At 65.4% G+C, this 15,099-nt stretch carries 9 protein-coding genes and 1 tRNA gene; 3 read left to right on the forward strand and 7 right to left on the reverse strand.

Annotation, left to right across the window (positions count from 1 at the left end; translation table 11 throughout):
• From AvAM_RS05225 to AvAM_RS05245, 5 genes are all read right to left on the reverse strand, one after another.
• The gene (locus tag AvAM_RS05225) at nt 1-3,921 is read right to left on the reverse strand and encodes a cellulose synthase subunit BcsC-related outer membrane protein (protein ID WP_137746092.1); all 3,921 of its coding nucleotides are present in this window, start codon (nt 3,919-3,921) and stop codon (nt 1-3) included.
• Nucleotides 3,918-5,069, reverse strand: coding sequence for a cellulose synthase complex periplasmic endoglucanase BcsZ (gene bcsZ, locus AvAM_RS05230; protein WP_137746093.1), 1,152 nt, complete (start codon nt 5,067-5,069; stop codon nt 3,918-3,920). The genes AvAM_RS05225 and bcsZ overlap by 4 nt, the downstream gene beginning before the upstream one ends.
• Nucleotides 5,062-7,446 carry a cellulose biosynthesis cyclic di-GMP-binding regulatory protein BcsB gene (gene bcsB / locus AvAM_RS05235; protein WP_249367949.1) on the reverse strand — a complete coding sequence of 795 codons (2,385 nt, stop codon included), beginning with the start codon at nt 7,444-7,446 and terminating at the stop codon, nt 5,062-5,064. Before bcsB ends, bcsZ begins: the two co-directional genes overlap by 8 nt.
• A 472-nt stretch (nt 7,447-7,918) precedes the next feature.
• Nucleotides 7,919-7,994 (reverse strand) — tRNA-Lys (locus AvAM_RS05240).
• A gap of 87 nt (nt 7,995-8,081) precedes the next feature.
• The gene (locus AvAM_RS05245) at nt 8,082-8,966 is read right to left on the reverse strand and encodes an NAD(P)-dependent oxidoreductase (protein ID WP_137746094.1); all 885 of its coding nucleotides are present in this window, start codon (nt 8,964-8,966) and stop codon (nt 8,082-8,084) included.
• A 147-nt stretch (nt 8,967-9,113) separates the two neighbouring features.
• Here AvAM_RS05245 and AvAM_RS05250 point away from each other — a divergent pair, with 147 nt between their 5' ends.
• Entirely contained in the window at nt 9,114-9,995 is an 882-nt protein-coding gene (locus tag AvAM_RS05250; protein ID WP_137746095.1) for an alpha/beta hydrolase, read from the forward strand.
• A gap of 55 nt (nt 9,996-10,050) precedes the next feature.
• Here the strand turns inward: AvAM_RS05250 and AvAM_RS05255 are convergent, their stop codons facing one another.
• Nucleotides 10,051-11,028 (reverse strand): GMP reductase, encoded by a 978-nt coding sequence (locus AvAM_RS05255; protein WP_137746096.1) that lies wholly within the window; start codon nt 11,026-11,028, stop codon nt 10,051-10,053.
• A 243-nt stretch (nt 11,029-11,271) separates the two neighbouring features.
• The gene (locus AvAM_RS05260; RefSeq protein ID WP_137746097.1) at nt 11,272-11,979 is read right to left on the reverse strand and encodes a hypothetical protein; all 708 of its coding nucleotides are present in this window, start codon (nt 11,977-11,979) and stop codon (nt 11,272-11,274) included.
• A gap of 45 nt (nt 11,980-12,024) precedes the next feature.
• On the opposite strand from AvAM_RS05260, the gene AvAM_RS05265 reads away from it, so the two are divergent.
• Together AvAM_RS05265 and AvAM_RS05270 are read left to right on the forward strand one after the other, a co-directional pair.
• The gene (locus AvAM_RS05265; protein ID WP_137746098.1) at nt 12,025-14,478 is read left to right on the forward strand and encodes a UvrD-helicase domain-containing protein; all 2,454 of its coding nucleotides are present in this window, start codon (nt 12,025-12,027) and stop codon (nt 14,476-14,478) included.
• Nucleotides 14,479-15,024, forward strand: coding sequence for an AAA family ATPase (locus AvAM_RS05270; protein ID WP_137746099.1), 546 nt, complete (start codon nt 14,479-14,481; stop codon nt 15,022-15,024).
• The last annotated feature ends 75 nt before the right edge of the window (nt 15,025-15,099 follow it).

Here is a 15,099-nt window from a genome sequence, read left to right on the forward strand (position 1 = left end):
TCAAAAACTCGAATAGGACTGGACGGGGCGTGGGCGGTTTTCCAGCGGCGCCAGCACCGGGTCAAAGCGGTAGCGGCCATACACCATGAGATTGGTGGGCGCGTAGTAGGCGGAGCGGTCCAGCTCCAGCTGGGCTCCGAGCGAAAGATTGCGTGTGACCTGGTACTCCAGCACGCCCCGGAACGACCGGCCAAACCCCGAGCCTGAACTGCCTGGATACACCGGCACATTGCCGCTTTCCGCCAGGCGCGTACGCGCCAAAGCCTGCAGCAGCGCGCTCTGGGGGAAATAGTCGCTGTCGGCGCTGCTGCTGCGCGATACCGATACCGAACCCCGCGCCAGCCAGGTGAGGGCACCGCTGCGACCACTCCATTCCACAGGCAGCGCAATCGATGCGTAGCTGCGTGGACTGTAGTAGCCGCCGTGGCCGAAGCTGTACTCCGACAGGTCTTTGCCGTAGTGCCACGCCGAGAACGTTACGCCCATGTTGACCAGGCTGTGGCTGCCGCGCCAGATGTCGCGGTCCACGGCCACACGCAGTTGGGCGCGGGTGTTGTTTTCCACGTTCTTTCCGGTGAGGGCCGCGAGGTTCAGGGCCACCGAGCTGCTGTAGGGACCGAAGTCGGTGGACAGGCGCGCGGCGGCACCCGTGGCCACGACTCCACCCCAGATCTCACCGGACACCGGGTCGCGGGCACCTGCATAGGACAGCAGGCTGCCTGTGATGGGTCGCCGGAAGGCTTCGAGCTTGTAGCTGTAGCGGCCCAGATTGCCAGTTTGGGCCAGTCCCCCCACCACATTGGTCACCGGGAAGCCAACTCCAGTGGTGCCGATGTCCCATTGAACATCGTCGCCCACAAAACCGAAGCCCAGGTTGGTGCCCGAGCCACGCTGGCGGCGGTAGGGCAGGGGCGAGCCCGGGGGCAGAGCGGCCATCTGGCCAAAGTCCAGCAGGTCCGAGCCGTCGGCAGGCAAGTCGCCAGCATTGAGCTTGACCCGATCCACATGCAAAAAATAATGGCCGTCGTAGCCACGTGGCATCCAGGCGACGAGGGGGCGTTCCCAGCCCCGCAGACTGGAAATGCCCTCGGTGGAGTTCTTGCGCAGACCGGTGTGTGCGGCCTCGATCCATACCTGTCGCCGAGCCTCGATGGCATCGATTTCGCCCTGAATCTTGGCCACCACCACTGGATCCACGGGCAGCGAAAGCATGTAGCTCTTTTGCAGCGCCAGTGGGGACTCGCTATCCATCGCCTCGGTGGGCGTGGGTTCGGCGGTGGCAGGGGAGGCACCACGTGTCTCCAGCATCAAAGCGCTGCGGAAGAACACCAGCGCCTGAGCATAGTTGCGGCTGGCGCGCTCCAGCCGCGCTGCATGCAGCAGGACGTCGCTGTCCTGCGGAAAAGCCAGCAGCAAACGTGTGGAAAGGGCGCGGGCCTCTTCCATGCGGCCTGCGCGTTGCCAGATGCGCAGCAGCGCCAGCTGCTGGCTGGCGTTATCGGAGGGCAGATGGTCTTGCAGCCACAAGGCGTGCTCGGTGGTGCCGCGTGCATCGCCCAGGCGAGACAGCGCATCTGCCAGGGCCATGCGCAGGTCCAGGCCATCGGGCTGCGCTTGGACCAGCGGCGCAAGCAGCCCGGCTGCGTCGGCATACTCACCCGCAGCCATCAGCAGGCGGGCCTGCGTCTGTGCACGCTGTTGGGCCGCACTGGGAGAGGCTGCAGTGGCTGGCAGCTGCAGGGGTTGGCGCGCCATGCGCACGGCCTCGCGGAGGTTGCCAGACTGGCGCTGTTGTTCGATGAGCCGCTCGCGGTGGGCGGTGTAGAGGGCCACGAGGCGCGCTTCTTGTTCGATGCTCCAGCCCGGTGATTGCAATAGTCGGGTCAGGTGTTCGGCCAGTGTTGCATCGTCCTGCGCGCGGTTGAGCAACTGGGCATGGTCGAGCTGCGCCTGCAGCTCCATGCGGGACACTCGGGCTGCCAAGCGGTTGAAGACAGCCACCCCTTGCTGGGGCTGCGCCCGGCGGAACCAGGCATTGGCCACGGTGTAGAGCAGCTCGGCATCGTTGCCTGCGGTTTGCTCGGCCTGGGCGAGTAGGGCCCGTGCCTCGGCGGGCTGGCCGCTGGCGGTGGCCTGCGCCACCAGCGACTTGACGGTGGCACGCTGGGTCAGCGCCTGCATCGATTCGGTGCGGTCGCCGGATGGAATCTGCGCCAGATCGGCCAACGCCCCTCGGTCGTCATCCACCGCAGAGCGGATCAATGCCCGCGCGTACAGCATGGAACTGCGGTCCGTTCCCGGTGGCGTGGCTGCGGAGCGCGCCATGCCCTCGTCCATGACATTGAGTGCTTCCTTGGGCAGGTTCAGCCGCAGGTACAACCGTGCCAGGCGATGCCGCACCCAGGCGTCGCCAGGGGTCAGTACCACGGCGGATTCGAGGGCGCGCAACGCAGCGCTGAGACGCTGGGCCTGCAGGTGCTCGTCGGCCTGGGCCACCAAGATGTCGGCCTGCGTGCCAGCCAGCTTTTCTCCCAGGGCTGTGTCACGGGTGGTGGCCTCGGTCAGCAAGGCCAGTGCTTTGGCCGATCGTTGGGTGCGGGCATACAGGCCAGCCAGCCCCTTGATGGCAGCGCTGCTGCTGGCTTCATGCCGCAAAGCGTCCAGATACAGGTTTTCGGCCAGCGCATGGTCACCTTGCAGGTCGCGGATGCTGGCCAGCGTGGTCAGTGCCTCTGCGCTGCTGGGTTGCAGGGCCAACGCCCGTTCCGCGAGGCTCGCTGCCGTGGACAGCTCGTTCTTCTCGATGGCCCGATCAGCCTGCCGCAGAAAGCCCCAGAACCGGGCTGTCTCCTGCAGCTCTTTCCATTTGCCCTGGCGGGTCAGCCCATAGGCCTGGCCAAAAAGTTCCTGCGCCTGGGCATGTTCGCCCTGGCGCAGGCGAATGAGCCCGAGGTTGCCCAGGCTGTCTCCGTCGCTGGGGCGCAATGCCAGTGCGGCCTGCAGCTGTTCTTCTGCCAACTCGGTGTTGCCCTGGTCCAGGGCTGTCCGTGCAGCATTGCGTGCCAGGTTGGCGGGGTCGCGGGCAGCTCGGGCAGCCCGCTCCGCGGCCTGTTGCATGGCGGCCAGGCGGTCTTCCATCGCCTGGTCGCCGGGGTAACGCTGCAGGAAGGCGCGTACGCGGGGCAGGTTGGCGGAGGTGTTGGCCAGCCGGTCCATGGCACGGCGCCACAGGTCCTGCAATTGCTGGGCGTTGATGTCGGGTTGCTTGGCCAGCGATTCGATTTCCTGTACCACGGTGGTGGGGTTCTCTCCCTGGTACATGCGCATTTCGAGCTGCGCCAGGCGGTAGCGCGATTCCCCGGTTTCCTGGTACAGCTTGCCCAGCTGGCGCTGTGAGTCTGCATTGCGTTTGGTGCTGGACCCGAGGATCTGGTGGTACTCCAACGCCAGCCCACCCAGGGTGGGAGGGCCTTGGGGGAACAGCTCACGTGCCAGGTCGGCAGCCTCGGCCTTGCGGCCCGCGCGCGCCATGAGGCGCATTTGCGAAAGCTTCTCGCGGTCGCTGCCATAAACCCGCACGAGGGTTTCCAGCTCCTGGGTCACGGGATGGCCAGGATGGCGCGCACGCAAGGTGTCGAGGACGCGCTTGGCGTCGTCCATCTTTTTCTCGCGCAGTGCAAGGTCACCGAGCACACCCAGTCCCTGCGGAGAGTAAGGGTCCATGGCCAGCACCTTGTCAACCAGCTGGCGGGCCATGTCAGGGCGGTTCTTGGAGGCCCACATGCGCGCACCGCTGAGCAGTTCGGCTTCGACGGCCGACGGCGTGCTGGCGTGCACCCCCTGGGCAGGGGGAAGGCAGGCTGCTGCCAGCAGGGTGATGGAGGGCAACCAATAGCGGGAGCGGCGGGGGGCTCGGGTCACGGCTTCCACCGCGCCATGAGCTGGCCTGCCGCCGTAAAGCGGTACTGTCCGTCGAATGCACCCTGGCCGAACAGGGCCAGTACTTGTTCGTAGTAAGCCTTGGGCCGCAGGGGGCGTGCTTCCAGGCGCATGCGCTGCGATTGCAGCGCCTTGTCGTCGCCCGCCGCGCGCAGAAAAGGCAGCAGGGCCACCGAGAAACCCGAGGGCGCAGGGCCTGAAGCCTGCCCGGTCAGGATGTCGATCGACTCGGGGGGGTAGCCCTGGTCGCGCACGTAGCGGGCCATGGGAGCCAGGGTGTCGAGCAGCACCTTGCGGCCCGGGGCTTCGGCATGCATCACACCCGCCCAGAGGTAGACGCGGATGGCGTTGTAGGTGCCTTGCCCCTTCTCTTTGCCCTCGGTATCGACCAGAAAGCCCTGCTTGGCGTCGTACACCGTCCAGTCGGCGGTAAACCCCTTGGGCGAGGAGCCCTGAATCACCTTGATCGAGCTGTCCACCAGCTTCTTCCACTGCGGGTCCAGATCGCTGGCGGCCAGCCAGTGCATCAGGTGCATGGGCATGTAGCTTGCGTTCAGGCGCCAGCGGCCATTGGGCTGCACAAAGCCCTTGGGGGCAGGAAGCAGCGTAGGGCCCAGGCCCGGGATGTCGGCGGTTTCCTCGCGCAGCACCCGTGCGGCCAGCAGGGCTGCGAGTGCGCGGTAACTGCGCTCGTTCCACAGTCGGCCGGCCTCGCCCAGTGCGTAGGCGATCCACAGGTCGGCATCTGAGGCCGCGTTGCTGTCGATCACGCCCCAGTTGCCGTCGGGGCGCTTACCCCAGAGCCATGCGGGAAGGCGCGCGGTCATGTCGCCATCACAAAGGTTGTTTTCGGTCCAGCGCAGCAGCTTGTCGAACATGGGCCGGTCGTTGGCCACAAGAGCAAAGAAGAGTGCGTAGGCCTGGCCTTCCGAATAGGTTTGCCCCCCTCCATCATCGTCGGACACCACACGGCCGCCCTCGTTGATGAACTGGACCTTGAACGTGTCCCAGGCGGGCCAGGCGGAGCGGCCTGTGCTGGTGGGTTGGGCTTGTGCTCCCGCGAGGCAGGACAGGAGGGCGGCACCGGCGCCTGCTTGCAGGGCCGTGCGGCGGCGGATGGAATCAGTCATGGTGTGCAGCCAATCTGCGCCGTGCCATGCTGCGCAGCGCGGCATAAACAATGAAAGTCAGCAGCAGGCCGGTACCAATGCCCACCAGGGCCAGCAGCAGCGGATGGCTGTGCATGTGGAACCACAGGCGCTGCCACCAGGGCAGGTCACCCACGTAGTACACGGGCTTAATGCGGAAGCTTTCGATGGCATCCCCGCGCATCAGGCCCAGGTCGCCACGCAGGCTCTTGATTTTGCCCGCGTCGTTCAGGCCCAGGCTCAGCAGGGACATGGCGTCTTTGTCAGTGGCCGTGAGGGCCACCACCGTGCGCCCGCTGCTCAGGGGTGACTCAAATCCCGTGACAGCTGCCAGCGGGCCCTTGCCCTGCAGGATGGCCTGGCCGCCCGAGGCCGACAGGCGCTGGTGGGGTTCGAGGTTGAAGAGGTCAATGAAAGAACCCATCGCGCGCTCCAGCGGCTGCACTGAACGGGCTCCCGCCGCAAGCAGGGCCGGCAAGTGGCTTTTCCACTTTTCGAGCAGGCCATCGCTGTCACCCTGTGAGATCACAAGGATGTCGGTATCGGCCGCCTTGTCGGCCTCGGCTGCGTGCAGCAGTGTGAAGCGCGTGCCAGGGTAGCCGGTAGAGGCGCTCATGCGGCCCATGGCCGTGAGGAACACTTCCACATCGGCGGGGGTGGGCTGGTTGGGCAGGATGACGGAGGTTTGCGCCAGATCGGCCACCCGGGTGAAGGGGAAACCGCTGTTGGCATAGGCCGCCAGGTTGGGCATGGCCAGGTAGTGGCGGAAGGCCGTAAGGTCGATGGTGGACTGGGGGTCGATGGCGGCAAACAGCTCGGTGGGCGGGGCAGAGCGGCAGCGGCCCAGGTCGTTGGGTGGGATCTGGAAGGCGAACTGCAGCTGGTTGTCGCCGCCGATCATGAACGCCGGAATCTTCAAGTCCGAACGGGTCTGGGCACTGCCATCGTCGAACAGCGGCAGCATGATGGTGCTCTTGCCGCTGGTGCGGTCCTCGCGCGACTGCAGCGGGTAGGACTGGATGAACTGGTTGTTGATCGAGATGTTCAGCGCGCCGTGGTCCGACACGCTGTTGGGTGTGTAGCGGTAGGTCAGGTCCAGTGGCACGCCCTTGGCATTCCAGGTGAACAGGTCGGGCGCCATGCGTGTGTAGACGTTCACCGTGTCGTTGAGCACCGAGCCGCGCAATTGCAGGTCGCCCGCGCCGGAAACCAGTTCGGCCAGCTTCACGGGCCGCTCGGTCGTGATCCAGCGGGGGGCATCGTACGGTTTGGCCAGGGCCGGGTACTCCAGCGACTTGACCGCGATGCTCTGCCCGGAGAGCACCGCCTTGCCCAGGGCCAATGCGTCGGCCGCCATTTGCAGCTGGGCATCGTCCTTGCCCAGCACCAGCAGCAGCTTGGCTCCTGGCACATCGGGGTGGGGCACGACAGACAGCGTGGGGTCTTCCACAGGGGGCTGGTTCTGCAGGAAGGCCGGGCGGTTGTCGTTCGTGGCCAGTACCACGGCGTGTTGGCGTGGCAACTGGTTTTCGAACACCGGGAACTGGTTGCCACGGTAACCCGCCAGCATGCCGATCCAGCTGGCGATGGAGCCCGAGGCCTTGAGTGTTCCTTTGCTTGGCTTGTTGCCGTACACGAAGGGCAGGTTCACTGGCCGGTTGTCGCGCGGGTCGAAAAACGGAGCGGGTAGCAGTGCCAGGTCGTCGCGCAGAGGAATTTGACGCAGCGACAGCTCGATCTGGCTTTCGTTGCTGATCGTGGCCCAGAGGCTCGAATGGTTGGGTGTCTCGCATTCCATCGTGTAGTGGCCGATGAACTGGAAACGGAAGCGGTTGTAGTCGGTGAAGTAGCGCGGGTCGATGTTGAGCTCAACCGTTTGTGGTGTGCCCAGGCGCTCCTTGTCGAGCACCAGGGTTTGCAGTGTCTCGTCGTTGAGCATCACCTTGAGGTGCGAAAGCGCAGGGATCAATGCAGGAGACAGGGTGAAAGTCAGGCGCAACCGGGCTGTCTCCACCGCTTCATCGCGCCGCACACCCACACCCACACTGGCTTCGCTGTCCACGCCACGCAAGGCGATAGGGCGTGCCATGCCCAGGTCCTTGAGGCTGACCTTCCATTGCCGGGATGGCAGCGGCGGGAGCGTGGCCACTGCAGCTGCAATGGCACCGGGCTCAGCTGACGCCGCCTTGTTGCGCGTCCCGTCGCGCTCTGGCCTGGCCTGTGCCCTCTCCTTGGTCGCTGCGTCACGTGACTTGGAGGGCTGTGCGTTGGCAACGGGGGCGGGCAGCGAGATCAGACCGACGGCGATCAATGCAAGCAGGATGGAGGGGGCGCCGGTTGTTTTTGGGCTGGATGTCACGGTGTTCTGTGTGTCTCGTTCCGGGTGGGTGGGGCGTTGTGGGCCTATCTCACCGGTGTGTCAGGCGTTTGACAAAGTGTAGCCATACGTTTCTGCTGCAAATTGTGGGGAGACATTTGTTTGCAATTGCCGCAAAGCTTTGTTTGGCGCGTTCTTGCCATGGGTACGAGGCGGCGGCGCGCATGGATTCAAAGGTTGAAAAATAGCCGCCCGAACCCGCGCCACACGAGGCCGCAACCTTTTGCTGCGGCAGTGTGGAGAGCGGGGAGGTGGGCCGTCTCGGGGGAGACGCATTCGTTGCCGCCTGGGGAAGGCGGACACCAAGGCCGTGTGGCCCGGAGGTCAGAGCATGCACCTGCAGGTGTCCGGGCGGTGCGCGCGGACTGGCTGCGAGACTGGGGGCAGTCGTTCTGAAAACAAAAAAGCCTGCTACTTATAGGTAGCAGGCTTTATGTGCCTTGCGGCTTAGATTTGGTGGGTCCTGAGTGACTCGAACACTCGACCTACGGATTAAGAGTCCGCTGCTCTACCAACTGAGCTAAGAACCCAAATCTTTTTAAAATTTGTCTGCGTTGCTGCAGAGCCTCGAATTATGCACTAATTTTTTGGCTCTTGGCAAGTCGCGCCAAAAAATTTCACGGCATCGCGTTGCGGCTGGCGAGTTCGACGAAGAGACCGCTGTGGTCCAGATCGCCCAGGCCATGCTCGACACCGTCGGCATAGAGCGCCTCGAACAGTGCGGTGATGGGGGCATCGAAGCCTGTCTCGTGGGCCGTGGCCATGGCGTTGCGCATGTCCTTGAGCTGTACGGCCATGCGGCCCCGGGGGGCGAAGTCGCGCTCCACCATGCGCTGGCCATGCAACTGCAGGATGCGGCTGTCGGCAAAGCCGCCGCTGATGGCCTCACGGACCTTGGCCATATCGGCCCCGCCTTTGGCTGCAAACAGCAGCGCCTCGGCCACGGCGCCAATCGTGATGCCCACGATCATCTGGTTGGCCAGTTTGGCCAGTTGCCCCGCACCATGGGGGCCCACATGGGTGGCACGACCCAGGGGAGTGAACACTGCCCGGGCCCGCTGGAAGTCTTCGGGGCGGCCGCCCACCATGATGGCCAGGGTGCCCGCTTCGGCACCCACGGTGCCGCCGGAGACCGGGGCATCCAGGTGCGCCACACCCAACTCCCCCAGGCGCGCGGCATGGTCGCGCGCTTCGCTGGGCTGGATGGAGGCCATGTCGATGAACAGGCTGCCTTTGCGCATGGCCCGGGCAGCGCCCAGGTCAAACAGCACCTGGCCGACCACGGGGCCGTTTTCGAGCAGGCTGATCACGATGTCGGCGCCTTGTACTGCTTCAGCCGGGGTATTGAGCACGGCGATGCCGTGGGAGGCCAGGGGTTCGGCCTTGGCGCGAGTGCGGTTCCAGGCCCGCACCTGGTGGCCCGCTTCGCTCAGGCGGCGGGCCATGGGCAGTCCCATCATGCCAATGCCGAGAACGGCGATGTGCAGGGGTGTAGTGGTCATGGCGTGCTTCTTTTTTGCTGGGATAAAAAGATGTCTCTGCTGCCATCATGTGCCTTTTTGGTGCATCAGCCTGTCACGGAGCTTGCAGCCTGGGGCGAATGCAAAGATGATGACCCAAGCTGCTTTTGCCCCAAGGAGACACAGCCCATGACCTTGCCCCTGAACGACCCGGCCTGGCTGGAGCGCATGTACAACAACCGTGCGTTGGTTCCTGATCACATGGACTACCTCCAGCGCTGGGCCCGCGATTCTGCGCAGGTCCGCGCGCAGGCGCCATGTGTGCTGGATGTGGCGTATGGCACGGGCGCTGGGGAAACCCTGGATATCTTCCCATCCACGCGGGCAGCGGGTGCCCCGGTGCCTGTGCTGGTGTTCATCCACGGTGGCTATTGGCGGGCTCTGGACAAATCCGACCATTCCTTCATCGCTCCGCCGTTCACCCAGGCGGGCTTCTGTGTGGCGGTGGTCAACTACGCCCTGTGCCCGGGCACGCCCGAGGCGCCGGTCACGATTCCCCACATCGTGCGGCAGATGGAAAAAGCCGTGGCCTGGGTGGCGCGCCATATCGAGGCCCATGGCGGGGATGCGCGGCGCATCACGGTGGCCGGGCACTCGGCGGGCGGGCACCTGGCGGCCATGCTGCTGACCAGTGTGTGGCCACTGATCGGCGCGGGTTTGCCGGATGGGCTGGTGCGCAATGCGCTGTCGATCTCGGGGCTGCATGACCTGGATCCTTTGATGCACACCCCTTTTCTGCAGGAGGCGCTGCACCTGACCGACCAGCATGTGCTGCAGGACAGTCCCGCGCGCCTGCTGGCGCCCGAGCACGGCATTCTTTACTGCGTGGCGGGCGGGGATGAGAGCGAGGAATTCCACCGCCAGAATGGCCTGGTGCAGCAGGCCTGGGGTGTGCATTCGGTGCCGCGCTGCCAGGTGCTGCCGGGGCTGCACCATTTCAGCATCCTCGACACCCTGGCGCAGCCCGGCAAGGACCTGCACCACATGGCGCAGAACCTGCTGCGCATGTAGCCCCTGCCGGCTGCGCGGGCCGTGGCGCGGCGCACGGCCCCGGCTGGCGCAGGCTTTACATCAGCAGGTGCTCGCCCGCGTTGTCGCCGCCCAGGATCACGTAGTTCACCTTGCGGATGTCCATCAGCTTCTTGCCCCCGGCGTAGCTGATGGAGCTTTGCACGTCCTGCTCCATCTCGATGAGCGTGTTGGCGAGCTGGCCCTTGATCGGCTCCAGGATGCGCTTGCCTTCGACATGCTTGTACTCGCCCTTGTTGAAGTCGCTGGCCGAGCCGTAGTACTCCTTGTAGAGCGCCCCATCCACCTCCACCGTCTGGCCGGGCGATTCCTCGTGGCCTGCAAACAGCGAGCCGATCATCACCATGCTGGCGCCAAAGCGGATGCTCTTGGCGATGTCGCCATGGCTGCGGATGCCGCCGTCGGCAATGATGGGTTTAGTCGCCACGCGGGCGCACCACTTCAGGGCCGACAGTTGCCAGCCGCCGGTGCCAAAACCGGTCTTGAGCTTGGTGATGCACACTTTGCCCGGGCCCACGCCCACCTTGGTGGCGTCTGCGCCCCAGTTCTCCAGGTCGATGACGGCCTCGGGCGTGGCCACGTTGCCCGCGATCACGAAGGATTGGGGCAGCTTCTCCTTGAGATAGCCGATCATGTTCTTCACGCTGTCGGCATGGCCGTGGGCGATATCGATGGTGATGTACTCGGGCGTGAGGCCCAGCGCCACCAGTTGGTCCACCGTGTCGTAGTCGGGCTGCTTCACGCCCAGCGAGATGGAGGCGTAGCAGCCTTGTGCATGCATGTCCTTCACGAACTGGACGTTGTCCAGGTCAAAGCGGTGCATCACGTAGAAGTAGCCGTTCTTCGCCATCCAGGTGCAGATTTTTTCGTCCACCACCGTTTTCATGTTGGACGGCACCACGGGCAGGCGGAACGAGCGCCCGCCCAGCTCCACGCTGGCGTCGCATTCCGAGCGGCTTTCCACCCGGCACTTGCGCGGCAGCAAAAGGATGTTGTCGTAGTCGAAGATTTCCATGAGATTCCAAGCTCCTTTGAAAGGCGCTGCCAAACCATTTCAGCAGCGTGGGGCGCTTGGCTTGGGACCGGCTTGGTTTGTGGGCGGGGCCGTGGTGGCCGCTCCGAACCCCGCAATGCGCGGGCACAAAAAACCGGGCGACAAGAAACTTGGGCCCGGTGATTGATTCTACCCGCCTGTGCGCCAGACCCTATAACACTGGTGGTATGTGCGGTATCACGGGCACCACCGACGCTACCTGCGTCATTGGCAGCGAGACTGCGCAGCGGCCACCACGCGGCCCTGGGCGTCCTGCACCCAGCCCACCAGGCGCAGGCGTTCTGGCTTCGCGCTCTCGGGGATGCGCATTGGGCGCATCTCCTGGTGTTTGAAATGCTCTGCTTTTGATAGCTTCGAGGTGTTTTCCCATGCGCCGTGAAGCATGTTTCTGACCACATTTCTGGGCGCTGCAGTGCCATCGGTCCCGGCGGGCACGGATTCGACCAGCACCAGGTGAAAGCGCCAGGGGCCCTGCTGCCGGGTGCCGCGCGCCGGGGTGAAGGTGATGGCTGCGCCCGCATAGTCGTTGAACGTCGGGCCTTGGGCCACGCGCAGCTTCGCAGGGGCCGCTGATTCAAGGGCTGCGATGTGCACGTCGGTGCGCGCAGGCACGGGGCGGGCCAGCGTGTCCAGGCGCGCCAGGGCATCGGTGGTGGCGGCGGCCGACAGGGGTGCATCGTCGCCCAGGGCGCCAGGCACGATCCAGTCCAGCACCACGGCCTGGCCCTGGGCGGAAGGAGCGGGGGCGGCCGGGTCGGTCCAGCAGGCCTCGCAGTCGGCGTTGATGAAACGCTCGAACACCACCACGGGCCGGGGCACGCCGTCGCTGCTGCAACTGGCCTGGGCCCAGGCGCCGGGGGCGGAAGAAAGGGCCAGCAGCAGGCTGGTCAGGGCGGGGGCAATGTTTTTCATGGGCAGAAGGGGCAGGGGTGGGGGGGCGCTTTCTACAATGTCCGGATGTTCCCACAAGACCTGTTTCCGGGTGCGCCGTCGCCTTCCCCCGCCGGTGCCGGCCCGGCCCCTTCGCATTTGTCCCCCCTGCTGCAGAACCTGAACGACGAGCAACTCGCCGCCGTCACGCTGCCCGCAGGCCACGCGCTCATCCTGGCGGGCGCAGGCTCGGGCAAGACCCGGGTGCTCACCACCCGCATTGCCTGGCTGCTGCAAAACGGCCACGCCACGCCCGGCGGCATCCTGGCCGTGACGTTTACCAACAAGGCCGCCAAGGAGATGGTGGCCCGCCTGTCGGCCATGCTGCCGGTGAATGTGCGCGGCATGTGGATCGGCACTTTCCACGGCCTGTGCAACCGCCTGCTGCGCGCGCACCACAAGGCGGCGGGGCTGGCGCAGACCTTTCAGATTCTCGACACGCAAGACCAGCTCTCGGCCATCAAGCGCCTGTGCAAGCAGCACAACGTGGACGATGAGCGCTTTCCGCCCAAGCAGCTTGCTTACTTCATTGCCAACTGCAAGGAAGAGGGCCTGCGCCCCGCCAACGTGGAGACCCATGACAGCGATGCGCGCAAGAAGGTCGAGATCTACCAGCTGTACGAAGAGCAATGCCAGCGCGAAGGTGTGGTGGACTTTGGCGAGCTGATGCTGCGCAGCTATGAACTGTTGCGCGACAACGACCCTATCCGCGAGCATTACCAGCGCCGCTTTGCCCACATCCTGGTGGACGAGTTCCAGGACACCAACAAGCTGCAGTACGCCTGGCTCAAGCAACTGGCGGGCAACGATGTGGGCGGGCGCTACGAGGCGCGCGGCAGCGTGATCGCCGTGGGCGACGACGACCAGAGCATCTACGCCTTCCGGGGTGCGCGCGTGGGCAACATGACCGACTTTGTGCGCGAGTTTGATGTGCAGCGCCAGATCAAGCTGGAGCAGAACTACCGTAGCTACAGCAACATCCTCGACTCGGCCAACCACCTCATCAGCCACAACAGCCGCCGCCTGGGCAAGAACCTGCGCACCACGCAGGGCGCGGGCGAGCCCGTGCGTGTGTACGAGGCCAGCTCCGACCTGGCCGAGGCGCAGTGGATGGTGGACGAGATCAAGCAGCTGGTGCGCAGCGATGGCTTTGAGCGCAAAGAGATTGCCGTGCTCTACCGCAGCAATGCGCAAAGCCGGGTGATCGAATCGGCGCTGTTCAATGCCAGCGTGCCCTACCGCGTGTACGGCGGCCTGCGCTTTTTTGAGCGTGCCGAAATCAAGCACGCGCTGGCGTATTTGCGCCTCTTGGAGAACCCACACGACGACACCAGCTTCATGCGCGTCGTCAACTTCCCGCCACGCGGCATCGGCGCGCGCAGCATCGAGGTGCTGCAAGACGCCGCCCGCGCCGCAGGCTGCTCGCTGCACGACGCGGTGAGCGCTGTGCCCGGCAAGGCGGGAGCCAACCTGGGCGCGTTTGTGGCCATGGTTGATGTGCTGCGCGAGCAGACCCAAGGGCTGAACCTGCGCGGCATCATCGAGCAGATGCTCGAATCCACGGGGCTGGTGGAGCACTTCCGCACGGAAAAAGAAGGCGCCGACCGCATCGAGAACTTGCAAGAACTCGTCAACGCTGCCGAGAGCTTTGTCACGCAAGAAGGCTTTGGCCGCGACGCCGTGGCCCTGCCGCTGGATGAGCACGGCACGCCGCTCACCCAAAGTTCCGTCAGCCAGGGGCTGGACCCCAACGCGCCGGTGCTCGACGAACCTCTCAAGCCAGCCACCCCCGGCATCGTGGACGCCGATACCGGCGAAACCCTCTCGCCGCTGGCCGCGTTCCTCACCCACGCCGCGCTGGAGGCGGGCGACAACCAGGCCCAGGCCGGGCAGGACGCCGTGCAGCTCATGACCGTGCACGCCAGCAAGGGCCTGGAGTTTGACGGCGTGTTCATCGGCGGCATGGAAGAGGGCCTGTTCCCGCACGAAAACTCGGCCAACGACCGCGACGGCCTGGAGGAAGAGCGCCGCCTGATGTACGTGGCCATCACCCGCGCGCGCAAGCGCTTGTATTTGAGCCATTCGCAAACGCGAATGCTGCACGGCCAGACGCGCTACAACATCAAGAGCCGGTTCTTCGACGAGCTGCCCGAAGCGGCGCTCAAGTGGATCACGCCCAAGCAGCAGGGGTTTGGCTCGTATGCTCCTAATATGGGAGCTTTAAACCCATATGCAGCAGGCGGAAGAGGCAGTTTTGGCTTGAAGTCAGAGACCTTTGCTAGCCCCCCAGTGCCCGTGCAGAAGGCCGCGCCCTCGCATGGCCTGCGCGTGGGCATCGCCGTGTTCCACACCAAGTTTGGTGAAGGCAAGGTGCTGGCGATCGAAGGGCAGGGCGACGATGCGCGCGCGCAGGTCAGCTTTCCGCGCCACGGCACGAAGTGGCTGGCGCTGTCGGTGGCCAAGTTGACGGTGGTGGACTGAATGGGCGGGCCCAGCGCACCGGCCTTGGTGGTGCTGGGCGGATTGCCCGGCGTGGGCAAGAGCACCGTGGCCCGCGCGCTGCTGGCGCAGTGGCAGGCGGTGTACCTGCGCATCGACACCATCGAACAGGCGCTGCGGGATTCCGGCGTCGAGGTTGGCACCGCTGGCTACCGGGTGGCCTATGCGTTGGCGCGGACCCAGTTGGCGCAAGGCCTGCCGGTGCTGGTGGACGGTGTGAACCCCTTGCCGGTGACGCGCGAGGCCTGGCACAGCGTGGCCCGTGGCGTGCCGGTGCCGTGGCTGGATGTGGAGGTGGTCTGCTCGGACCTGGCAGAGCACCAGCGCCGCGTCGAGACCCGCAGCAGCGACATTCCCGGGCTCACGTCGCCCCGCTGGCACGCCGTGCAGCAGCATGACTACGCGCCCTGGCCTGCATCGCAGGCCGCGCGTTGTGTGATGGACACCGCGCGCATGGCGCCGGAGCAGATTGCTGCCGAGGTGCTGGCTGCGTTGCGGCGGCGCCAGCTGGATCCGTCCGGTGAATAGGTCGCCCGTAGCTCGGGTTCGCTCACGAGGGCCTGACCTGGCGGAGCACCACGTGGCGTGTGGGCGGTGGTGTCG

Source organism: Acidovorax sp. NB1 (genome assembly GCF_005405905.1).
Classification (GTDB): domain Bacteria; phylum Pseudomonadota; class Gammaproteobacteria; order Burkholderiales; family Burkholderiaceae_C; genus Acidovorax.

Bases quoted from the DNA above. Each gene is read 5' to 3' on its own strand.
- AvAM_RS05250 (WP_137746095.1), top strand. From the start codon at position 9,114: ATGACCTTGCCCCTGAACGACCCGGCCTGGCTGGAGCGCATGTACAAC.
- AvAM_RS05245 (WP_137746094.1), bottom strand. From the start codon at position 8,966: ATGACCACTACACCCCTGCACATCGCCGTTCTCGGCATTGGCATGATG.
- AvAM_RS05265 (WP_137746098.1), top strand. From the start codon at position 12,025: ATGTTCCCACAAGACCTGTTTCCGGGTGCGCCGTCGCCTTCCCCCGCC.
- bcsZ (WP_137746093.1), bottom strand. From the start codon at position 5,069: ATGACTGATTCCATCCGCCGCCGCACGGCCCTGCAAGCAGGCGCCGGT.
- AvAM_RS05270 (WP_137746099.1), top strand. From the start codon at position 14,479: ATGGGCGGGCCCAGCGCACCGGCCTTGGTGGTGCTGGGCGGATTGCCC.
- AvAM_RS05260 (WP_137746097.1), bottom strand. From the start codon at position 11,979: ATGAAAAACATTGCCCCCGCCCTGACCAGCCTGCTGCTGGCCCTTTCT.
- AvAM_RS05255 (WP_137746096.1), bottom strand. From the start codon at position 11,028: ATGGAAATCTTCGACTACGACAACATCCTTTTGCTGCCGCGCAAGTGC.